We start from the raw sequence: 22626 nt of genomic DNA on the forward strand, positions 1-22626 counted from the left end.
CGGTAGCACCTATGAGTTTTAAACATCTAGATTAATTACATTCAAGGCATTTGCTTGAATAAATTGTCTTCTAGGTTCAACAACATCTCCCATTAATGTTGAAAAAATTACTTCGGCACTATCTTGTTCATGTACTTTAACTTGTAGTAAAGTCCTTCTTTTAGGATCTAATGTTGTCTCTCCTAACTGCTCAGAATTCATTTCTCCAAGACCTTTAAAACGTTGAATAGCTATACCTTTCTTGCCGCTTTCTAATATATAATTTAGCAACATACTAGGCAGTGTAATAATATATTCTTGGTTTTTAATTAGTAACTTTGTTGGCTCAATAAATAAATCTACAAGAGGAGTAAATGATTTAGCAAGTTGAGTAAATTCAAAAGATTCAAGTTGTTCTGTTGATAAAACTTTACTTTCTTTTTGCCCACGAACAAAACGGAAAAATTCTATTTTATTTGTACTCACTACAAATTGCCAATCTGTTTTATCAGGTGATATATCTCCAAGATTTAAAATATTCAAAGCATGATTTATTTCATTTGTTTTATCTTGATCAAATATTTGATTACCTAATAAACCTTTGATAGCTAAACATTCTGCAATTTGCCGGTTAAACTTTTTGCTAACTTGATCAAGTAATGCAACAAACCGGATAGTCTTTTTGATCGTATCCTCAAGATCATGACCACTGATCTCTCGTCCATTATACAACATAATTGTTGCATCACTAATAGTAGATTTGACTAAATAATCTTGCAGAGCTTGTTCATTTTTTAAGTAAAGCTCGTTATTACCTTTTTTTACTTTATATAAAGGCGGCTGAGCTATATATAGATATCCTTTATCAATTAATTGACGCATATGCCGGTAAAAGAAAGTAAGTAATAAGGTTCTGATGTGCGAACCATCAACATCAGCATCAGTCATAATAATTATTTTATGATATCTTAACTTATCCAAAGAAAAGTCTTCATTACCAATAGCAGTGCCAAGAGCTGTTATTAGAGTCCCTACTTGCTCAGAATTTAACATTTTATCAAATCTAGCTCTTTCAACGTTTAAGATTTTACCTCGCAGTGGCAAAATTGCTTGAAATTTCCTATCTCTACCCTGCTTTGCTGTACCACCGGCAGAGTCTCCTTCCACAATAAATAACTCTGAAAGAGCAGGGTCTTTCTCTTGACAATCGGCAAGTTTCCCAGGTAAGTTAGAAATTTCAAGAGCCGATTTCCGACGAGTTAATTCCCTTGCTCTTTTTGCTGCTTCTCTAGCAGTTGCAGCTTCAATAATTTTATTAATAATTATTTTTGCGTCACTAGGATGTTCTTCAAACCATTCTAAAATCTTAGTATATACGGCACCTTCTACGATAGGTCGAACCTCAGAACTAACTAATTTATCTTTAGTTTGTGAAGAAAACTTAGGGTCTGGTACTTTTACTGATAAAATACATGAGAGACCTTCTCTCGTATCATCACCAGTGAAATTTACTTTATTTTTTTTGTTAAGCTGAGTATTCTCGGTATAAGTGGTAATAACTCTAGTAAGAGCAGCTTTAAAGGCAATAAGGTGCGTACCGCCATCACGTTGTCTTATATTATTAGTAAAACACAAAATATTCTCATGATATGAATCATTCCAATTCATTGCCAATTCAAAAGTAATCCCTGTTGCCTGATTATTAGTATTAAGTGATATACATTTATGTAATGAAGTTTTAGCTTTATCTATATATTTGACATAAGCTTCTACACCACCAGTAAAACAAAACTCTACTTCTTGTTGTTCAGCAAAACGATGATCCTTTAATAATATCCTTACACCAGAATTCAAAAAGGCTAGTTCTCTAAGCCTATGCTCTACAGTAGCAAGATTAAATTCAATTGAGCTAAAAGTGGTAATAGATGGAAGGAAAGTAATCTCAGTGCCTTTTTTTTCTACGGACTCTCCTTTTAGTACAAGTGGCGTTTCAGCCGCCCCATCTCTAAATTTTATAAAATATTCCTTATTATCCCGCCAAATTCTAAGTTCTAACCATTCTGACAGAGCATTTACCACAGATACACCAACACCATGCAATCCACCAGATATTTTATAAGAATTTTGATCAAACTTACCACCAGCATGTAATTGGGTCATAATAACTTCAGCTGCTGATATACCTTCTTCTTCGTGAATATCAACAGGTATCCCACGTCCATTATCACGTACTGTTACAGATCCGTTAGCATTTAGGATTACTTTAATTAGGTCACAGTGACCAGCTAAAGCTTCATCTATGGCGTTATCAACGACTTCGTAAATCATATGATGTAATCCTGAACCATCGTCAGTATCACCAATATACATACCAGGCCTTTTCTTAACTGCCTCAAGACCTTTTAAAACTTTGATGGAGTCAGCTCCATATTCTACTTCTGCTATTGATTGCTGTTGATTAGTTGACATATTTATACATAAAATGAAAGATAAAGAATAACTATACACCAAAATTACAGCAAGTGTATAGTTTTCAAGTAGTTTACTAAAATTATAGTCCATTTAGGAGAAGTGGTTAGTAGGAGCGACGAGTGACGACGTCACCAAATTCTTATCAATTGACTATATATACTAAATATTACCTTTTTCGTACTACACCTTGGGTTTTACTACTATTATTTTCAAGGACTACTTTCATAGCATTTCCTATTTGTAGTAATTCAGGCAACGATTTTAACGGGGTGCTTAACGATGTAAGGTTTTTTAAAAAATAAGCTGGCAGAATATTTTTTGTCTTATCCTTAACTAAATTTATAAAAGATTTGGTGATTTTTTCCCTGTCAGGTATTAATTTGACTGTTTCTTGTATTTTTGATTCAATAATCAATATATTTTTGGCTGCTTTTTGGCAATATCCTAACTTCTCAAGAATGCTTTTATTGGGATCTAATGCAGCAATGAGGTTTTCTTTTATGTGAGATAATTCGGTTTCAATTAATTTTTTTAGATCTTTTCCTTGATTAGGTATATTTCCAAGGATTTTAGCCATACCTTTACGTAGAAGGTCAACACCTCCCATTATACCATCTTTAGTATGAGGGATTTCTTCAGATAAGTCAATAAGTTTTTTAAAAGATTTTTTTTCTTTTGGATCTTGTACAACCAATTTATTAACTTTCTTCAAAGAGTCAATATCTAACCCTAATTCTGCTACAGCTACAGGTGATACTCCTGCTATTTCTGCGATTTCAACAATCTGCGTAGCTTTGGAATATTTTTCTTTAAGGTTTGTACTTTTTTCTATTTCGGCTCGTTTTTCTCTAACTATTTCTAGTTTTTCTTGCCAATTCTCTACTGTCTTCGTTAAATTTTCAGTACTGAGAAAAGATTTTACTGATTCTAATAAGCCACTTCCCTTGAGTATTAAACCAACTACAGGCATTTGCACAGCTATTATACCAATTAATAAATTACCTAAATAATCAACTATATCTTTTGACGCTCCAGGATACAAGTTATCTAGTCTATTTTGAAATTCCAAAATACTTTCAAGAACTTTTATTATTAGCTCAATAAAAGCATCTTCAAAGAATAATATCTCTTCCTTTACCTGTTGCTGTTCATCAATGTACTTTTCTAATTCATCTAAGGAATTACCTACTGTTTCTCTGAATGATTCAGCTATTTCTTGCTCCCTTTGTTGATCTTCTGAATCTAGAAATATCTTATATATATAGTCAACTCTTTTTTTAATAGCCCTTAAGTTCCTAGGAAACGTTTTTAGCGTTTTCATAGAATCGAACTTTAACTGTTCTATAGCACTAGCAATAGAAGCATTTGATAAGATAGTGGGTAAAGCGACTTTTGAAAGGAAAGAGTATATATTAGACATAATAGATAATTGAATTATATTAAAATTTTTAAATTATTACTCAAATAATACAAATAAAAACTACACTTTAAAACTGTTATATTGCTCTGACAGTTAGTTTTTGATATGTTATAGCTACTTACGCGAATTTGGGATAAGAATTAGTTAATTCTTATCCCAAATTGTGGCTACTTGATTTGATCTGATTAAATATTTTGTGGTTAGCTATACGTGCTAGCTTTATCACAACAAATCAAGTTTTAGATCAAGAATACCTTTAACTTCTTGCATAAGCTAGCAAAATTTTTTAACATAAACATATTTTTAGAAAACCAATTATGCATAAATTCATATACTTCGCCGCTATCATTTTATTAAACTATTCAGTTTATGCTATTAACTTGTCTGATGCTCTAACTAGTGCGTATAATAATAATGGTGAGTTACAAATCAATAGGCAGACTTTTTTAAATGAAATTGAACAGTTCTCTGCAGCTTTTTCAGGTTTTATGCCCAGTGCGTCTTATAATATTGATTCTGCTATTAATACGAATAAACCAAATAGTCAATATGCTCCTTCTAATAAAAAAGAGCTGAAATCACAACAGGGAGCTTTAGTAATAGAGCAGCCTCTATTCAGTGGTGGGAGTAGTGTTGCAAATTTGAAAGCCGCCCAATCAGCTTTTAGGGCATCACGTGCTAAATATTATGCAGAAGAACAAAAAATTCTTCTTAACCTAATAAAAACTTATCTCGATTGTTATGAAACAAAAGAAAAATATGAGATTTCTGAAACTAGTGTAAAAGCTAACAAACAGCAATTAGAAACCATTGAAGAAAAACTAGAATTAGGTGAGGCAACATCAATAGATTTAGCTAGTGCCAAGGCTGGTCTTGCAAAAGCTGAAACTGAGAAGTTAACCGCATATGCTAATTATCAAGCAACAAAAGCAAGCTTCATTCGAATGTTCGGTATAGAAGCAAATGATATTGATATGCCTCCTATACCTGATAATTTACCTACTTCATTAGAGGATTTAATGCAAAGAGCGATAAATGTTAATCCTAACATAGATAGTACAAGACATAGTGTTAAAAGTTATAAAGCTAGTGAACTGGCAGCAAAAGCTGAACTTTTACCTAAGGTAAGCTTTAAAGTTCAATCTGGTAAAACCCATTACACTCCAGAAAGTCCATATAATACCAACAATAGAAGTACTACATCTACATTATCAATTAATATACCTATTTATTCTCACGGGGGTAGCGAATATTCAAGAATTAGGAAAGCTAAAAATAGTACTAGGAGTGCAGCTATTCAACTTGATGATACAATAAAACAAATTCGAGCAAGTGCTATTGGTAGTTGGGAAGGATTTGAAGCAGCAAAGTCTAAAATTATTGCCACATCACAAGGTGTAGAAGCCGCTCAAATAGCTTATAATGGCACAATACAGGAAGAAATTGTTGGTTCTAAAACAATCTTAGACGTTTTAACTGCTGAAGAAAAATTACATAGTGCTAGGGTGTCAAAAGTTGATGCACACAGAGACTCTATTTTAGCAGCTTACCAAATGAAATCTTTAATTGGGGAATTGACAGCAAAAAGCTTAAATTTGAAAGTTAAATATTTTACTCCTGAAGATGAGTTTAAAGGACTTAAAAAGAAACTTATTATAGGTTTTTAATGAGTAAAGATCATAGAAAAAACCAAGACATGTCAGTTGAAGAGATATTGAAATCAATTAAAGGAGTGATTGATAGTCGTACTACAATCAATGCAGGAGGATTGGATAATAGGAGCGATGGAGCGACACCGCCTACATATAAAGATGACTCTACCGACTTCTCCTCAATTAACTATAGTAATAGCCAATCTAACGATGATGAAATACTAGAATTGACAAATATAGTAGAGGATGAAGAAAATAAGTTAGAAAATAATAGGCATAGTAAACTAGAAGAGGAACTATTGCAGACATCCTTGGTATCCGATAAATCTGCAGCAGAAACTACTAAGATTTTTCAGCATTTCTCTAAAACAGCTCAGGAGATTAGTGCAAATGCTTCGAACCCTACGGTCAAAACATTAGAGGATATAATTATTGAAATGTTACGACCACAATTGAGTCAATGGTTAAATACAAACTTGCCTTTATTAGTAAAACAATTGGTAGAAAAAGAAATTCAAAAATTAATACCAAATGATAAAAAATGACTTAGTGGAGGATATCATTTGTGTTAGTCTTATTTTAACAACCTCAGTTTTAGATTAAAATTAAAAATTTTAATCCAAAATTGAGGTTAACAGGGTAATTTAAAAGTCTAGCTATAAGCTTTGATAAATAAGTTGTATATACTCAGGTAGAACTTCAAGGATTGGCGTTGTCGTGTCTAAAGATCGAAGCTGCTCCGTTACTCATGTACGCTACGCTGCTCGACTTTGCTACTGCCTAGCTCTTCTTGAAGTTATACTATCGTCTACCAACTCTTCATTTACGAGCAGTATACTGCTATGATTTTAAGAGTTGGGTAAATTTAACGTGAGAATAATTATAAATGTACTTTAACATGGAAAGTAAGAAGATTATCTTAGGTAACAAATTTTTTATAGTCCTAATAACTATCTTTTTGTTTATGGATAAGGCTGATGCTGCTCCACCACCTCTTCCCCCAGCATTGCCACAATTAGAAAGTGATAAAGTACATCAACAGAAAGAAGAGGCAGATTCTTTGCTGGAAAAAATACAGCAATTTATGCATTCTAAGAAAATTGATAATGAAGTATCAGGATCAAGCAAACCAGCATCCACACCGCAAGATACTAATAATGAAGAAGGTGAGACAGATTCTTTTATTGACTTAGGAAATAATAAATTACCAACCTTAGAAAATACAAAAGAATTGGATCAATTATATAAACATCCGTACCAAAAAATTGATTTAGATCCACCTAGTAAGAATGACAGTAATACCAACAAAGATTCTCCTACTCTTCCAGCAACTGAGGTTAAAGATGCTGTACCTATTAAGCCACTTGATTCATCTGCCCAGTCTGAACCTCAAATAGATATTCCGAGTAGTAATAAGTCTGAGCCACAAGCTATTACTCCTATCGTACCTTCTGTAACTATACCTGATAAAGAGAAAGATCCAGTAATATTACAACAGCCAAGTAATGCAGATAATAAAGAAGTTGTTGCTCCTAATCTAGATATATTGCCTTCTTCGCAAGAAAAAAAACCTACTGAACCACAAATAACTGCTCCTATCGTACCGATAGTATCACCTAAGGAAAATACTGAATCTAAAATGACTAAGCCTCAAACTCCTATACCAGTATTTGTAAAAAAGGATAAGCAACTAGATGACTCTAATAAAACTGTCCTAGAGAAAGATAGTAATGTAACCAAAGAAGTGCAAGAAGTAAATAAGCATCAACCTAATCAATCTACAATTACAAGAGATAAAGCTAGCACCATCAAAGAAACATCTCCTAAAATAACTGAATTTGTACAAGATGAAGCACAAATGTTACTTTTACCAAATGATGATGTCGTATTGGGAGAGCTTACAGAAGAGGCAAGATTAGAGCAAATGGATATGTATTCATTTATTCAAATGTTTAAGAAAATTTATGATAGTGACAATAGAAAGCAGCAAAGAAAGATGATAGATAATTTTATTGATAATTATGATAGTGATTTCCATACTACTATAGTAAGTGATGCAACGGATAGAGCATTTGAGGCAGTTAGAAAAAATAATTTATTTGTTCTTAGGGTTCTTTTGGATAATTATCCAATCATCCAAAGAAGGGGGAATGATAATTATACTCTTTTACATGAAGCTGCAGAAACTAATAATTACTATATAGCAAAATTGTTAATTATGCGTGGTATAAACATTAAGGCTACTAATTATCATTGTAGAACGGCATTGGACATCTCTGATGAACAAAATAATAATGTGGGCTGTTTGATAATGAAAGCAACAGCAAATTAGTTTGGAAATGCTCTAATATCACTTGTTATAATTCAGGTAAATAATGGATTCAAAAAAAATTAGTTTACTCACCTTACGCATAACCCCTATGGCAATTCAAAAATTGCAGAAAAGTACAAGACGTCATTGCGAGACCACGTAAGTGTAGTGGCAATCCACATTTATTGTATTGCTTCGTCGCCAACCAAAGTGACTCCTAGCAATGACTCTAGGCTATTTTCCCTATAACTTTTAAATGCCATGCGTAAGGTGAGTTAGTTTATTTTTGCTAATCTAGCACTATGCCTTCCACCTTCAAATTTAGTCGTTAAAAATTTATCGATCATTTTACAAGCTAGTTCCTCATTAGGTATTTTAGCTCCTAACACTATTATATTAGCATCATTATGAGCCCTTGATCTTTCTGCCATAAATAAGTCAAAACATAAAGCTGCCCTTATTTCAGACGTACGATTTGCGGCAATTGACATACCTATGCCAGTTCCACAAATTAAAATTCCCAAAGGAGCTACATTTTCTAAAATCCCATCAACAACTTTTTTAGAATAATCTGGATAATCCACTATTTCTTGATTGTAAGTACCACAATCAAGAATAGATATATTTTTATCGTGTAAATAACTGATAATTTTGCTCTTGAGTAGAAATCCAGAGTGATCACTGGCTATTATAAGATCGTAAGTTTTCATAATTACTTAATTTTGATAAAAAAATACTAGACTTGATTCTATATTAAAGTTAGTTTATTGCATAATAAAATTGTAAATTTTTTGGTAAGTTATGAAGAGTAATATAGTTTTTGTCTATTTTATAGTCTTTTTGATTTCTGGATGTAGCACACAACCTCCAGCCCCTATTGAGTATAATCATGGAAAGGATTTTACCAAAAAGTCTACAACCATCAATTCACCAACTACAGCATATTCCGAGAATAAGAACATATTAGAAAGCGATGAAGATGAAATAATAAGTAGAGAAATTGATGAGAAAGAAAAAGAGTTTGATGCCCCAACTGGTTTCTTAAAAGATCGTAATGCCATAGAAACTGAAAATCGAGACGATGTAATAATAGTCCCAAAAGTAAAGCTAGATGATAATAAGATAATCTACCGTGAGGTGCAACCAGGGGAAACGTTAGAATCGATAGCCAATGAGTATGGTCAAACGGCGGAACAATTAGCTGAGCTAAATAACATGTCTGAACCATATCATCTTAACAAATCTCAAATTATCATGATAAAAGTTAGTACTGAGCTATTAAATAAAAAAAACCAAGAAATATCCATAAGAAAAAGTGCTATAAGAGAAGCAGAAAATGCTGTACCAATTAATACCCCCAAATTTATCAAACCAATCGATGGTAAAATTACTATCAAATTTGGTGAGCAAACATCTAAGGGAAAAAGCAAGGGGATTAATATTGCTGCAGACGAAGGAACTGCTGTAGAATCTATTGCAACAGGTCAAGTAGTGTTTGCAGGTAATGATACAAAGTTTGGTAATTTATTAATAATAAAGTTAGATAATAGCGACCTTTATGTTGCTTATGCTCATTTGCAAGACCTACTTATTCAAAAAGGAGCAACAATTTCACAAGGCAAGATAATAGGACATGTAGGGAGTACTGGAGATGCTAAATATCCTCAGCTACATTTTGCTATTCGCGAGGGAAAGATAGCTGTTGATCCGCTGAAATATGTAAATTATTAAAGTTAGGTACAACTTTAAACTTCAATACCATCAAGTTTTACTCTATATTTTCATGCTTTCTTATTTTTATCATCTAACGCAAATTAGGGATAAGAATTTGTCAATTCTTATCCCTAATTGGGGTATTTGGCAAAAATCCTCTATATTGTGCATCCCAAAGAGTTTTATATAGCCCTCCTTTAGCGATTAATATAGCATGAGTACCGTCTTCCACAATTTTGCCACGCTTGAATACTAAAATACGATCCATATGCAGCAATGTTGATAAACGGTGAGCAACGACTATAGTTGTAGCATTACTGGTTTCCAAAACTTCATCAATAGATTTTTGAATTAGAGACTCGGTTGGTGAATCAAGTGCCGATGTTGCTTCATCTAAAATAAGGATTGGTGCATTTTTTAAAATAGCCCTAGCGATTGCAATCCGTTGCCGTTGTCCGCCACTTACTTTTACCCCTCGTTCACCAACTATTGAATGGTAACCATTGGGCATTCGTAGAATATCATCATGTATTCTAGCTTTTTTACATGCTTCTTCAATCTCTGGTAAAGTAGCATCATATTTAGCTAGCTGTAAATTTTCTAGAATAGAACGATGAAACATCGTAATATCTTGCGGGATTACTGAAATATTGCTTCTTAGCGACTCTTCCGTTACCTGTGAGATATCATATCCATCAACTAAAATAGCTCCGCTTTGCAAATTGAAATATCGGAGTAAACATTTGATCAAGGTAGTTTTTCCAGCCCCTGATGTACCAACTATTCCGATCCTTTCTCCAGCTTTGATATGCAATGTAAGATTGTCAAATATATTATCTCCACCACTACCATAGTTGAAGGTGACATCTTGATATTTAATATCCCCTTTGATAGGAGGAAGCAGCTTAGCATTTTCTGCATCAGTAACATCTGAGATAGTATTAATAAAGTTATATGAAGATTTGATGGCAGCAATTTTGGGGTTGATGGAAAATATTATATTGTCTAATAACTGATCAATCGCCCATTCAATGTTAAAAGTAACCGCTATAGTAACTGCAAATTCACCAGCGGTGATTTGTTCGGTTTGGTATAAATATGCCAGTACCCATATTTGGGCTGCTGCTAGTATAGTAAGTAATATGGAATCGGTCAGATCTACATAATAAGCATCATACACCCGAGTTTTTCGATCCCAACCTTTCCACTTATCAATGGCAGGTAGGAGCTTTAATTTCATCTCTGTCCAAACATTGCCAATAATTTTAATACCAAAAATGTTGGCAATAGAGTCGTTGATAATGCCTACTGCTTCTTGTCGTGCCTTAACATATTCTTCTTGCAGCTGCCCTTGTTTTTTTAATAAAACTGACATTATTGGTACATATACAACAAGAAAAGCAATTACAACCCCTGCTATTTTATAATTCATCATGAACAAAAATATTATGCCACTTACCATAGTTGTAAGCTGTACCAAAGAACGATTGAGAACAGTAATTATGGTTATAATACCATCTTGAAAATCAGTGATTTTACTGGCAATTTCTCCTGATAAATGGGAATCAAACCAATGTAAAGAATGTTTCATAGTCTTGCTGTAAGTGCTTTTGACGATTTCTGCAAGCATCGCTGGCTTGTATTTAATATCAAAGAGCCTAACGATAAAAAACGTACCGTGATTCATCATTTTATATAATGCAAACAACCAAAGAAGTAGAGTAACATCTATTTTTGGATCTTTGGCAATAGTATCAATAATCTCTTTAATTTGATAGTTAACGAACATATTAAACAGTGAAGCACCAATGGACATAAGCATAATGCTAGCTAGGTATATGCGGTATTTGTAAGCCAAGCAGTATAAATACGATTTTAGTTGGTAGTTTGAGCCCATAAAAATATTTCTTCTAGATTATGCAAAAATGCACTTTATTATAGCAGGTTACAATATCTCCACTAAGTACTATCTTCAGTATTTTTTTTATTAGTGGTAAGGTTATAACCTGCTATAATGAATTCTTTACATAATTAAAAGAGAATTGTAGTGCAAAAATTTCTAAAATATTCAGTAGCGTTACTCATTGTAATAATTGTTATACTGCTAATAACACCTCTATTTATTTCCTTAGAATCATATAAAAGACTAGCTGCTGATAAAGTCAAAGAAATAACTGGTCGAGAGCTGCAAATTAATGGAGATATCACCATCTCTTTGCTGCCCACTCCGACTATTACCATTAAGGATGTAACTCTTACTTCTCTACCTAATGCTCATTATCCTTCTCTGTTGGAAGTTAAGGAAGTATCTGCTTCTCTTTCTATATTATCCTTACTTAAAGGAAAGATAGACATTTCAACGATTGAAATTAACAAACCAGTAATTAATTTAGAACGGATGCGTAATGGTGCGGCTTCTTGGGAATTTGCCAAAATACCAGGCAATGTTAGTAAAACTTCAACGGGTGAAATAAATGATAACAAGGCACCGTTTTCTTTATATATCAACTTAATTAAAATCGTTGATGCTAAGTTAAATTATGTTGATTTTGCTGATAAGACTAAGGGTAATAATGCTATCCCAACAACAATAGATATTGATAGATTAGAAATCAAAGAGCTGCACGGTCCATCTGATTTAGCTTGTCAGTTTTATTCTTCCGGTAAGAATTATGATGTCAAAGGTAATATACAAGACAGGCAAGGTGTCATAGCTTTAACAGTAGATTTAAATGCCCTACAAGAAAAGGTTAATTTCTCAGGTAACTTTGCTTACGACAATATGACTTTTGCTGGACAGTTAAAATTGGAAGGAGCTGCTAAGAATCTGCAAAGTATTTTTCCTGATATACCTATCTTACACGATTTAGATCATAAGCTAACTTTTAATATTAATAGTGATAAGAAATTATTAAAAATTAGTGACATTGATTTTACTGCAGGTAAGATATTAGCTAAGGGTAACGCTAATTTCCATTTTGCAGATAATAAGGTAGATTTAAGAGTTAAATTATTAGATAAGACATTTTCTCTAGCAACAAGCTTTGCCTATTTAGATCAAAATTTATCTCTAAATGACATTAATTTTACTGCAGATAAAGCTAATTTAACAGGCAATGTTGGGGTTAAGGATTGGGATAAAGAGCTAGTGGTTTCTTATAATGTAAAAATTAGTGAGATACCCACCATTGCTAGTTTATTTGGTAAGACTCTACCGACTAGTCTTGGAGATATATGGCTAAAGGGTGAGACTATTAAACAACAAAAAGTTCTTAAAACTAATATAAATAAATTTACTCTTGAGTTTAGAAAGAAGCCTATAAACTTCAGTGGAGCAGTAACTATCAATTTAGCATCTGCTAAACCAAAAATTTTATCAGATATAATGATAGCTTCCCTAAATTTAGATGATTTCACTGATGTGCCATCTAATAGCTTATCTACTAGTTCTGGGCAAAGTGTAAATAATTCTGTGCCTTGGTCTAAAGACATTATAGATTTATCATTTTTAAATAAGCTTGATGGAGACTTAACTTTAACTATACAAAAGATCATTAAAGGAAGCCTGATCTTTGATAATGTCAAAACTACTATGTTACTTGCAGGTGGTGTGCTGGATATTAAATCTTTAAATGGTAATTTATTTGGGGGAAGTTTAACCGCTACTGGACAAATTTCTTCACAAGTTAATCAACCTGTTGGTTTTAAAGCTAGTCTTAAAGATGCCGAGTTAAAAAATATAGTACCACAAGGAGATAAAATTAACGTTACACAAGGACTTGTTAATTTTGTAGTCGATATAAAAACAAAAGGTCAGAGCCAATTGCAATATGTAAGTAACTTATTTGGTAAAGCAACATTAACGGCGTCCAACGGTAAAGTTAGTGGATTCGATCTGCAAAAAGTATTAGATAGCCTTAAAAATATTAGAGACCTTCAAACTATTTTAAAAATGCTCGATGGTTTCTTTGCAGGTGGTGAAACAAAATTTCAAAAACTTGCTGTAGATACTGAAATAACACAAGGCATAGTTAATATAACAAACGGTAAATTAGATGTTGCCTCGTCAGAGATAACAGTTACTGGAAATGTTAACCTGCCTAAATATACACTTGATATAGATAGTGTTATTAATGTAAATATAAATTCGATACCACCATTGAAAGTTCGCCTGTATGGCAATCTAAATAATCCACAGCATAAACTTGATACTAAGGCATTGAAAGAATATCTTACGAAAAATTTAGTAAATAGTGTGGTTGATGGCGTTAAGAAAGGTACGAAACCTGAAGATATATTAAAAAATATTATTGGAGGAAGAAAAAATAAACAATCTGAAGGAGAAGGAACACAAAACGATCAACATGTAGAACCTTCTAATAATGTTCCTGTCAACAAAGTAAAATCTACCATTGAGAAAGGGTTGAAAGGGTTATTTAAATAGTCATCCTGAACCGTCATTGCGAGGAGCTGCGACAGCAGCGACGTGGCAATCTTTTGCAGTATTACGCCTCCACTTCACTAGATCGCCACGACACTAAAAGTATCTCGCAATGACGATTATACTGCTCGTAAATGAAGAGTTGGTAGACGATAGTATAACTTCAAGAAGAGCTAGGCAGTAGCAAAGTCGAGCGGCGTAGCGTACATGAGTAACTAGGCAGCTTCGATCTTTAGTCGCGGGAACGCCAATTCTTGAAGTTCTACCTGAGTATATGACGATTACACAAAAAATGTAGCTATGGGTTAGTATACTCAAATAATTTTCTAAAAAAAATATCTTTTGTTATTAGTGGCACTAAATTTTATGCTATATTATCCATGTGATTAATATTAAAGAGTTTTTTTATGGGAAGAGTTATAATAACAGAAGAAGAATTAGATTTTTGCAAATCAAATAAAGTCTTTCTAAATCGGGCTTTTATAGCCGCTGTTAGAGCTCGGGACGTTACGGCACTTGAATTATTATTTAAGTCAACTGACTTAAAGTCTTGTCTTGATATAAAACAAATAGACTTGTTTGGGGAATTACTTGCATTAGTCATAGATGATAAAAATTTAGGTATATTAGAACTGATAGTTGATAAACTGAAATTACATGAGTTAAAACAACAAAAAATTCCAGAAACTCAAGAGACTTTACTTGATATAGCTACCCGGTATAGAGCCGAAGGCATTGTTGCTTTTCTCCTTACAGTAGGACTTGATCCTAATAATAAAGACAATAACGGACAAACTTCATTACATAAGGCAGTAATGGCTAATAGTCTAGATATTATTTCTCTAATCATTAATGGGGGGGCAATAGTAAATATTCAAGATAGGACGGATGGCAATACCCCTCTTCACTTAGCAACTTTACTAAAGTTCCATCCAATAGTACAGAAATTAAAATTCCATGGAGCACAAGAACACATAAAGAATAAAGCAGGGTACAATTATTCCACTCTTCATAAATTAGTGGTAACAGGAAAGGCAAAACTTGATATAAAAGCACCACCACCACCTGAGATAGACGAAGATTTAGAATTTTATAAAGGAATAACAAGTTTTTATAGAGCTGTTTTATCAGAGGGAAATAAAGAAGAATATTTTGCGAGTGCTATCGATGATATAAAAAGCTTCATTAACCAATTACCCAACTCTCCTAAAAAAATAGAACCTATCAATAGGAGCTTAGAGTTGTTAGTTAAATTATATCAGTACTATAAATATGAAGATAGTGCTGAATTGCAAAAATATATCATAGATAAAGCTGTAGCCCATGAGTTACCTACTATCTCAATAGTATTATACAATGTAATGTGTGTAGAGCATTTAAGAGCAGCAGATTACCATAATGCTATTAAATATGCTGAATATGCCCATAATTCTTTGCTTAATAGTTCCGAAAAATTACAAACTGAGACCTATAAGGGATCGTTATATGAAATCTTATTTAATCTAGGATTAGCGTGGAAACATCTTGATACAACAAAGTCTTTAGACTATTTTGCCCAAGCAGAGGAAACAAAGCCAAGTGATCAGGACGCAATAATAGAGAAATTAAAACATTATCTTACTCTTGTTGATATTGACAATGCTTCAAAGCAAATAGGGAAAATTAACGATAGTGATCTTAGAGATTTATATGAAATAATGCTTAACAATGTTAAAACAAGGTTTAAAATTATTGATTTTACCCCAGATGCTTCTAGCATAACATTATTAAAAAGTCATGCACAGGAGGTCAAAAATCCAATGCTTAAAAATTTATCTAATATAATGCTTGAATTTGCCTCTAAACCAGATGCTTCCCTCTCGCAATTATTAAGTACGTTTTTCCAGAACAATACACTTGAAGGTTTGGAATCCTACCTAGAGATTTATAAAGAAATATGGGTAAGATTCTTTCTACAAAAGAAGGAATTTGGCAAAGCCATTGAGTGTTGCGATGAAATCAATATTTGTATGGAGGAACATAATGTACCAACTCAGCTATTTAAAATATTGGAAATTTGTAAAGAAGCTGGGCTTTGGGACAAAGGGTTAAAATTTATTGAAGAGAAGTACCAAAAACATAACGAAATTTTACAACATCATGGTTTTCTTCCTCTTAAATATCTAGAATTTGTATTTTATAAACAACATGAGATGGAAGAAGAATCTGAAGCCTGCTTAAATTTTCTAAAAACTAATGCTCATTTAGGTGACAAGCCAGCTCTATTACTGTCTTATGCTAATGAGTTTGCTTTTTATATAGATGTAGAAAAAGGCAATTTTGACCAAGCACGTTCTTATTTACAGAATTCAACTAGTTTAGATTTGTCAACTATAGGGATATCAAAGATATTTATTTTACTAATAGAAAGGCTTCAAGCACTGCAAAAAGAAATACTCCTAGTCCAGTCTGCTATCGCAGACACTACAGAAGAAGGTAATATTGTTTCAATCGATTTGATAAAAGAGCCCGATGAGTTAAATGATTTTATTGCTAATCTCGATCCAAAGGCAATTCATGCCTATTTCCAACAACAGAAACAAGCTTTACTTAAAAAGTCAGTAGATACTGCTGTTAAAGAGCAACCATCTATTTGGTGTATAGGTAAAGATACTTATACCTCTAATCAACAAGATGTTTATCCTATAGAAGATAAACCAAATTTTTATGTGACGATCGATCGAAAGCTAGCGGGTAAATTGGATCATCCACTACTCAAGAAATTTGAGGCTGCCATATCAAAAGGATTAATTAGTAAATATGATAGTACTGGGATAAAAATTGTACCTAACAAATTTATGGAAGCTAAAATTTTTGGAGACGATGAGCGATTGTATACAGATCAGATATATAAAGATCCTCAAGGTAACTACTTAATTTGTTTTAACAAACAAGGTAATCATAAGGAGACAAAGAAGGCGGCAAGAGAAAGCAAATTAAAAATTATTTACGTAGATGGTAAAACATCTTATTTAGCTTCTCTTCCTAAAGAGTCTGAGTGTAGTACTAGTACACAAGAGTTAGATTTAGACTTGATTTTAGCAATGAGTTTACAAGAACATGAGGAGATGAAAGTATTAGGCGTTAATGATGATTGATACTAGCATTTAAGTTACGGCAACCTAGGTTAGTTCTTTTAAGTTATTCTATAAAAATTTGTTCCTATTTTCTTGGATTTAGGTCATAATCCGTCGTTGTCATTTCCTCAAGAAATCAAGAAGTAAAAATATATAATAAATGAATATTGATAAAAATATACCAAATTATCTGACGATAGCTCGTATTGTGGTTATTCCAATTATTGTAATAACCTTTTATCTAGATAACTCCAAACTCGCTCATAGAATTGCAGCGTTATTATTTATTATAGCTAGTATTACTGATTTTTTTGACGGTTATCTTGCTAGAAAATTTGATTTAGTATCAGGGTTTGGTAAAATGTTTGATCCAATAGCTGATAAATTATTAGTAGGTTGTGTAATTATAATGTTGGTAAAAAAAGGAGCAGCGGGAGAGATACCGTGCTTATTAATTTTAGCTCGTGAATTTTTAGTGGCTGGACTACGTGAATTTCTAGCTTTAATTCAAGTAAGTATTCCTGTGTCTAGATTAGCTAAGATTAAAACATTTACCCAAATGTTTGCTTTGTCAGCGTTAATTCTTGGTTCTAAAGGTTCAGGTATAATTTATATGGATTTAATAGGCCAAATAGCTTTATGGATTGCTGCACTTTTAACTGTAGTAACCGGATATTCATATTTGAAGGCCTGTAGTAAATATTTTTGAGCAAATTAGTCCCTAAGCCAAAATATCACTATTGATTTAAATTGTACCATCTAAGAGCAATTATTTATTATAATAAAAAATAAAATTATTGATATAATAGTAACTTAGTGTAGCATAAAAAGTATGATATATAATTAAATAATAGGTATTAATCCTAAATGTTTTAGATATACTCGATGAAAATCAAGAATTGGCGTCGTCATTATCCAATAGACTTGCTGCATAAATCAAAGAAGCTTTCGGGATTCTTAGGAGAAACGAAGCCGGCTACCTTCGCGTACACAGACGTACGTGAGGAGCGGAGGCGAGTTTCGACGACAAAATCACCAACTAGATTGACTTATGCAGTAAGTCTAATATCTGCGGTGCTCACGTACTATATGTACGCCTAGCACCTCGACTTGGTAATTCCTGCTACTATCATGATTTTGATTCTATCGTCTATCAATTCTTCATTTACGAGCAGTATACATTACGCAACTATTATAAGCAGCCAACTTACGTTTCAAACAAAAGAATAGCTGTGAATCTCTAACTATTAGTTTATTGGGTTATGAAGGAGCAAAATTCACCATATTTAGATAAATTAAAGCAAAATTTATTCCAGATATTTATCTTAATTTTTATAGTTTATAGTACAATCATAGCTTCATTGTATAAATATTATAATGCTAAAGTTGAAATGGAAAAAACACAAATTCTACAAAACCAGTATAATAAAATACTAGCAGTAAGTATGAATAAAATCTCTTCTCTAGCGTATCATTTATCTAGCAATATTCAGGAAAAAAATGTTACAATCAATAGTAATGGTAGTGAACTTGAGATATGTAATGAGGCAGAAAAATGTATAAACTATAATCTTTTTAATTTTGGAGCATTATTGAATCAGCATATTCCGGAATTCATTTATTACAAAATAGAACTCAATAAAAAATTTCTTTATTCAAATATCAAAACTCAAAATTATCAAATAGATAAAATATATCCTATCAACGCTTCTAACCAACTTAATATTAGTTTGGCAATTAATAGTACATATTGGCATAAAGTAAAAGCAGATATTAAAAGACCATTTTGGATATTAACTGCATTTATTACTGCTAATCTTCTATTGTTATATTTTCTCTTTAAAAGCTTATTTAAGAGTTTCAATAAATCGTATGCATTACATTATCAAGACAAACATGCTACAGAATTAGAACAGCTTAAGTTTAATTATCAGCAGGAATTAAAAAATTGCAAGACCTCTTTAATGAGAAAAATTTGGAATAATGATTTCAATAAACAAAAAGATTTAGAAATTAATTGTTTATTTGCTCAGGAAGCTAATCAAATATCCTTGCTTGATAAGAGTTCTAACAATCAAGAAGATATGATCAAGGATTATAGGTTAAAAAACTTTGGTGATAAAGTACCTTGCTCTATACTTCTGTATCAAGAAAATAAAATAGAAGAAATTAATGCCAGTAAATTAGTTGACTTATTTACTGATAGATTTAATCAGGAAGACGAAAATATATCGGTTGAAATTTCAAGCAAAGCAAAAGTATTATATTTTGCTTCTAATGCAGCGTTGTACCAAATCATTTATAGTGTTATTAACTATCTATTTTTTTTGTTAAAAAAACAATCTTCTACTACCAAACACAATATTAGATTAACTATTGATGATATAAAACAAAAAATAGAGCTACGTTTTGAATATGACGGTTATCCTATAATGACAGCAGAAGAACTGCTCAAAACATCAAATCATTTTTTCAAAACGCATGCTAACCCTTTTTTACTTAATTTAAGTCAAGTATTTAATATATTAAGAGCTGATGGATTCAACTATAAAATAAGTTATAACCAAAGCAATATTATAGAAATCTATCCAAATGATTCAAGCATAAGACAGGAAAATAAAAGTAACCAACAACCAATAAAAACAGAAAATAATGTGATTATACTAGCTTCTTTAACGAGGAAGAAAAATGAATAAATATTTATTACCACTTATGGTATTATTTATAGTCAATAATTCATTTGCCCATACACAAATATCTAATTTGATCACTCCAGTTAGCTATTTTATTAATCATGAGCAACAAATTAAAATGCTTGAGAAACATTTAGGTAAATATAGACAAGCAAGTATAGTTGGTACAAGTGGTATAGGTAAAACTCAGTTAATTAGGATGTATACTTATGAGAATAAAAATAATTATGATCTAATCTGGTTGTTTGATTGTAACCTAGACCTGAATGAACAATTTGTTAAATTAGCCCAACAACTCAATATGGTCAAACAAACTAATATATCTGAGGCATTAACTCTAGCCAAAAAAGAAGTAATGTCATATTTAACTTCTACTAGTAAATGGTTATTGGTGTTTGATAATTTAAAAGTTAATGAAAATAAAAAAGTGCAAAACTTTATTGATTGGGAACATAATGGTCAGGTCGTGTTTTGTTCTCAAAATAACGAAAGATTACCTAATGTTATATTAATGACCTTATTTGATAAACCTACTATCGTAACTTTGGCTAATACTTTATTGGATAATAAAGATAAAAATAGTATCGAATTTTTAACGCAATCTTTTAGTGGTTATCCAATACTTATAGTTCAAGGAATCCAATTACTAAATAAAATTAAAGGTCTAGATAAAGAAGAATATAAAAAGAAAATTTATCAATCAACTGATAAAATAGCAACAAATATTAGTATGGCTATAAAGGAATTAAAGCCTAGTGCGGTAAAGTTACTTAATAAAATAGCTTTGATAAATAACCAAAGTTTCTCAAAACAATTACTTGCTATAATTACTGATAACAAGAATACTCTCGATGATGATATATACCAATTATCTAAGTTTATGTTGATTAGCAATATTGATTCTAATCAGGATAATCCTATTTTTGAAATGAATGATGTAGTTAGCAACAAAATAATGGAGATAAATGGGGATAAAAACAATAAAATATGTTTAGAGGATATTATTCTAAAATTACCTAAACTCAAAGGAGTGCATTCTGCCCATGTATGGAGAGCTACTAAGACTATATCCGAAAATTTAGAGATTATTTTTCAAAATGCTGAAAATATAATATTAACATATATTTAATGCTTAACTTAAGATTGCAATTATTTGCCTCATATATGAATGCCTGGAATCTATACAAATCAAAGCCAATGGTTAACTGGTTTGAGCAAAAAGAACACGACGAACAGTTTAAATTTTGGCAAATGTCTACTTATCAAAAATTCTGTTACGCTAGATATTTAGTAGGAGTAGGGCTTTACAATAGAATAACATCGATAAATTATCAAAAAACTATTTCTTATTTAACTAAAGCACTTAAAGTTTTAGATACCCTAGGTGATGATTATGATTATATTTATTCTAAATTTAACTGTAGCTTAAACATTGCTCTAACTCATGTATATTTAGGTAATATAAAAACTGCTGAAGAAATTATTAACGAAATGGAGAAGCTATTTAAACATAGGATAGATGGAGGAGATATATTTATATTATATCATGTAAAAGCTAGAATATTTTTTATTCAAGGTAAATATAATGAAGCTTTAGAATACGTCAATAAAGGCATCGAGGTATGGAAGACGTTAGATCCTAATGATCTAGGTTTTACTAGAGATTATTTACTTAGGGCAGCAATATTAAGCTCTATTGGCAAATATCAAGAAGCTTATGTTCAAACTCAACAAGTATATAATATGCATAAATCTGTAAACCAAGAGGCATTAGGTTATATTTATACACAAATGGCAAAAAGTGAATTAGGATTAAATAAAATAGATATTGCTTTAGATCATATTAATAAAGCTATAACAATATTTTTAGCAGATGAACGTAGAAATCCTAAGAATATAGATCATTTGGAAGATCCAGATTTAGCAGCAGGTTATGTAGTACAAGGTGATATTTTACTTGCTCAAGGTAACATTAAAGGAAGTATAGAATCTTATAAAAAAGCTTATGCTATATACCACTATTTCTATGGGGATAAAAGTAAAAATGTTGTTCAAGTAAGTGAGTTATATAACAAAGGAGCAAAAGCAGCTTGTAAAAACAAAGATTTATATAATTATAAATTCTTTGGTAAACCACAAATTAAGGAATTTGGAATAAATCACCCTAATACTATTGCCATGTTTGAATATTGTAAACAATATGACATGGATTTATGGGTAAAGCAAGATTAAGGTTTGTGATATTTATCAATCATCCAATCTATAAATGTATTATCAACAGACTGTTTTTTCAGTGCATATTCATATACTTCTTTTATTAGAACTGTAAGATTTGTAAATGAAAAGTTTAAGTTTCTTTCAATTAACATATTAATTGTTGCACTAGTGGCTTTACTAAAAATTTTCATTTGATCAATAGTTAGCACTTCATGGCTTATTTCGTTATCAACAACAAGAGCTTCTAGGCTAATATCTAAGGCTTTTGCAATTAATTGTAAATTATTAGCACTAGGGTTTTTTGAACTACCATACAAAATGCTATAAACAGTATTTCTACTTAATCCAGTTTTTTTCTCTATCTCTACAGCATTTATATTTTTTTGCACCATTAATGAGCTAAGTTTGGTTTGTAAATTTGCCATAGATAAGATTCTATATATAAAATTAATATTTCTAGATAATAAGGTATAACCATCAAAAAGTAAATAACTAAAATAATTAATTATAATTAATTATTTTAGATCATGGGAGTTTGTAACACTAATTTTTAATGATCTACTAAAAAATTTAAATTACCCTGACCCCTCTTATAAACATTTATACTTGAAT

The 22626-nt window shown here is 31.5% G+C and carries 15 protein-coding genes; 10 read left to right on the plus strand and 5 right to left on the minus strand.

Annotated features, from left to right (window positions below; translation table 11 throughout):
• Window positions 1–18 precede the first annotated feature (18 nt).
• Window positions 19–2448, minus strand: a complete 2430-nt coding sequence (gene gyrB / locus ACFEL2_RS07410; protein WP_375331910.1) for a DNA topoisomerase (ATP-hydrolyzing) subunit B — start codon at window positions 2446–2448, stop codon at window positions 19–21.
• 169 nt (window positions 2449–2617) lie between these two features.
• The gene (locus ACFEL2_RS07415) at window positions 2618–3871 is read right to left on the minus strand and encodes a hypothetical protein (protein WP_375331911.1); all 1254 of its coding nucleotides are present in this window, start codon (window positions 3869–3871) and stop codon (window positions 2618–2620) included.
• A gap of 317 nt (window positions 3872–4188) precedes the next feature.
• Here ACFEL2_RS07415 and ACFEL2_RS07420 point away from each other — a divergent pair, with 317 nt between their 5' ends.
• The 3 genes from ACFEL2_RS07420 to ACFEL2_RS07430 all read left to right on the plus strand — a co-directional run bounded on the left by ACFEL2_RS07420 (window position 4189) and on the right by ACFEL2_RS07430 (window position 7855).
• Window positions 4189–5538, plus strand: coding sequence for a TolC family outer membrane protein (locus tag ACFEL2_RS07420; RefSeq protein ID WP_375331912.1), 1350 nt, complete (start codon window positions 4189–4191; stop codon window positions 5536–5538).
• Window positions 5538–6068, plus strand: a complete 531-nt coding sequence (locus ACFEL2_RS07425) for a DUF2497 domain-containing protein (protein WP_375331913.1) — start codon at window positions 5538–5540, stop codon at window positions 6066–6068. The genes ACFEL2_RS07420 and ACFEL2_RS07425 overlap by 1 nt, the downstream gene beginning before the upstream one ends.
• Window positions 6069–6421: 353 nt before the next feature.
• Window positions 6422–7855 carry an ankyrin repeat domain-containing protein gene (locus ACFEL2_RS07430; protein WP_375331914.1) on the plus strand — a complete coding sequence of 478 codons (1434 nt, stop codon included), beginning with the start codon at window positions 6422–6424 and terminating at the stop codon, window positions 7853–7855.
• Window positions 7856–8109: 254 nt separating this feature from the next.
• Here the strand turns inward: ACFEL2_RS07430 and rpiB are convergent, their stop codons facing one another.
• Window positions 8110–8544: a ribose 5-phosphate isomerase B gene (gene rpiB / locus ACFEL2_RS07435; RefSeq protein WP_341747329.1), complete on the minus strand. Its 435-nt coding sequence runs from the start codon at window positions 8542–8544 to the stop codon at window positions 8110–8112.
• A 91-nt stretch (window positions 8545–8635) separates the two neighbouring features.
• On the opposite strand from rpiB, the gene ACFEL2_RS07440 reads away from it, so the two are divergent.
• Window positions 8636–9565, plus strand: a complete 930-nt coding sequence (locus tag ACFEL2_RS07440; RefSeq protein ID WP_375331915.1) for a peptidoglycan DD-metalloendopeptidase family protein — start codon at window positions 8636–8638, stop codon at window positions 9563–9565.
• A 100-nt stretch (window positions 9566–9665) separates the two neighbouring features.
• Here ACFEL2_RS07440 and ACFEL2_RS07445 read toward each other — a convergent pair whose 3' ends face one another.
• Window positions 9666–11363, minus strand: coding sequence for an ABC transporter ATP-binding protein (locus ACFEL2_RS07445; RefSeq protein ID WP_375331916.1), 1698 nt, complete (start codon window positions 11361–11363; stop codon window positions 9666–9668).
• A gap of 231 nt (window positions 11364–11594) precedes the next feature.
• Between ACFEL2_RS07445 and ACFEL2_RS07450 the strand changes: the two genes are divergently transcribed.
• The 6 genes from ACFEL2_RS07450 (at window position 11595) to ACFEL2_RS07475 (ending at window position 22029) form a co-directional block, all read left to right on the plus strand.
• A complete protein-coding gene (locus tag ACFEL2_RS07450) occupies window positions 11595–13991 on the plus strand; it encodes an AsmA family protein (RefSeq protein ID WP_375331917.1) in 2397 nt (798 codons plus the stop codon).
• Between the two features lie 404 nt (window positions 13992–14395).
• Entirely contained in the window at window positions 14396–17125 is a 2730-nt protein-coding gene (locus tag ACFEL2_RS07455; protein WP_375331918.1) for an ankyrin repeat domain-containing protein, read from the plus strand.
• Window positions 17126–17264: 139 nt separating this feature from the next.
• The gene (pgsA, locus tag ACFEL2_RS07460) at window positions 17265–17813 is read left to right on the plus strand and encodes a CDP-diacylglycerol--glycerol-3-phosphate 3-phosphatidyltransferase (protein WP_341754986.1); all 549 of its coding nucleotides are present in this window, start codon (window positions 17265–17267) and stop codon (window positions 17811–17813) included.
• 682 nt (window positions 17814–18495) lie between these two features.
• Window positions 18496–19800, plus strand: coding sequence for a hypothetical protein (locus tag ACFEL2_RS07465; protein WP_341751653.1), 1305 nt, complete (start codon window positions 18496–18498; stop codon window positions 19798–19800).
• On the plus strand, window positions 19793–20926 hold the full coding sequence (locus ACFEL2_RS07470; RefSeq protein WP_375331919.1) for a hypothetical protein: 1134 nt from the start codon (window positions 19793–19795) through the stop codon (window positions 20924–20926). The genes ACFEL2_RS07465 and ACFEL2_RS07470 overlap by 8 nt, the downstream gene beginning before the upstream one ends.
• Window positions 20926–22029 (plus strand): tetratricopeptide repeat protein, encoded by a 1104-nt coding sequence (locus ACFEL2_RS07475; RefSeq protein WP_375331920.1) that lies wholly within the window; start codon window positions 20926–20928, stop codon window positions 22027–22029. The genes ACFEL2_RS07470 and ACFEL2_RS07475 overlap by 1 nt, the downstream gene beginning before the upstream one ends.
• Here ACFEL2_RS07475 and ACFEL2_RS07480 read toward each other — a convergent pair.
• Entirely contained in the window at window positions 22026–22439 is a 414-nt protein-coding gene (locus tag ACFEL2_RS07480) for a helix-turn-helix domain-containing protein (protein WP_341751650.1), read from the minus strand. The genes ACFEL2_RS07475 and ACFEL2_RS07480 overlap by 4 nt on opposite strands.
• Between the last annotated feature and the right edge of the window lie 187 nt (window positions 22440–22626).

The sequence above is a fragment of the Candidatus Tisiphia endosymbiont of Temnostethus pusillus genome, assembly GCF_964264675.1.
Classification (GTDB): domain Bacteria; phylum Pseudomonadota; class Alphaproteobacteria; order Rickettsiales; family Rickettsiaceae; genus Tisiphia.

Excerpts from the sequence above, each read along its gene's own strand:
- gyrB (WP_375331910.1), bottom strand. The coding sequence starts at position 2,448 with ATGTCAACTAATCAACAGCAATCAATAGCAGAAGTAGAATATGGAGCT.
- ACFEL2_RS07415 (WP_375331911.1), bottom strand. The coding sequence starts at position 3,871 with ATGTCTAATATATACTCTTTCCTTTCAAAAGTCGCTTTACCCACTATC.
- ACFEL2_RS07420 (WP_375331912.1), top strand. The coding sequence starts at position 4,189 with ATGCATAAATTCATATACTTCGCCGCTATCATTTTATTAAACTATTCA.
- ACFEL2_RS07425 (WP_375331913.1), top strand. The coding sequence starts at position 5,538 with ATGAGTAAAGATCATAGAAAAAACCAAGACATGTCAGTTGAAGAGATA.
- ACFEL2_RS07430 (WP_375331914.1), top strand. The coding sequence starts at position 6,422 with ATGGAAAGTAAGAAGATTATCTTAGGTAACAAATTTTTTATAGTCCTA.
- rpiB (WP_341747329.1), bottom strand. The coding sequence starts at position 8,544 with ATGAAAACTTACGATCTTATAATAGCCAGTGATCACTCTGGATTTCTA.
- ACFEL2_RS07440 (WP_375331915.1), top strand. The coding sequence starts at position 8,636 with ATGAAGAGTAATATAGTTTTTGTCTATTTTATAGTCTTTTTGATTTCT.
- ACFEL2_RS07445 (WP_375331916.1), bottom strand. The coding sequence starts at position 11,363 with ATGTCCATTGGTGCTTCACTGTTTAATATGTTCGTTAACTATCAAATT.
- ACFEL2_RS07455 (WP_375331918.1), top strand. The coding sequence starts at position 14,396 with ATGGGAAGAGTTATAATAACAGAAGAAGAATTAGATTTTTGCAAATCA.
- pgsA (WP_341754986.1), top strand. The coding sequence starts at position 17,265 with ATGAATATTGATAAAAATATACCAAATTATCTGACGATAGCTCGTATT.
- ACFEL2_RS07465 (WP_341751653.1), top strand. The coding sequence starts at position 18,496 with ATGGAAAAAACACAAATTCTACAAAACCAGTATAATAAAATACTAGCA.
- ACFEL2_RS07470 (WP_375331919.1), top strand. The coding sequence starts at position 19,793 with ATGAATAAATATTTATTACCACTTATGGTATTATTTATAGTCAATAAT.
- ACFEL2_RS07475 (WP_375331920.1), top strand. The coding sequence starts at position 20,926 with ATGCTTAACTTAAGATTGCAATTATTTGCCTCATATATGAATGCCTGG.
- ACFEL2_RS07480 (WP_341751650.1), bottom strand. The coding sequence starts at position 22,439 with ATGGCAAATTTACAAACCAAACTTAGCTCATTAATGGTGCAAAAAAAT.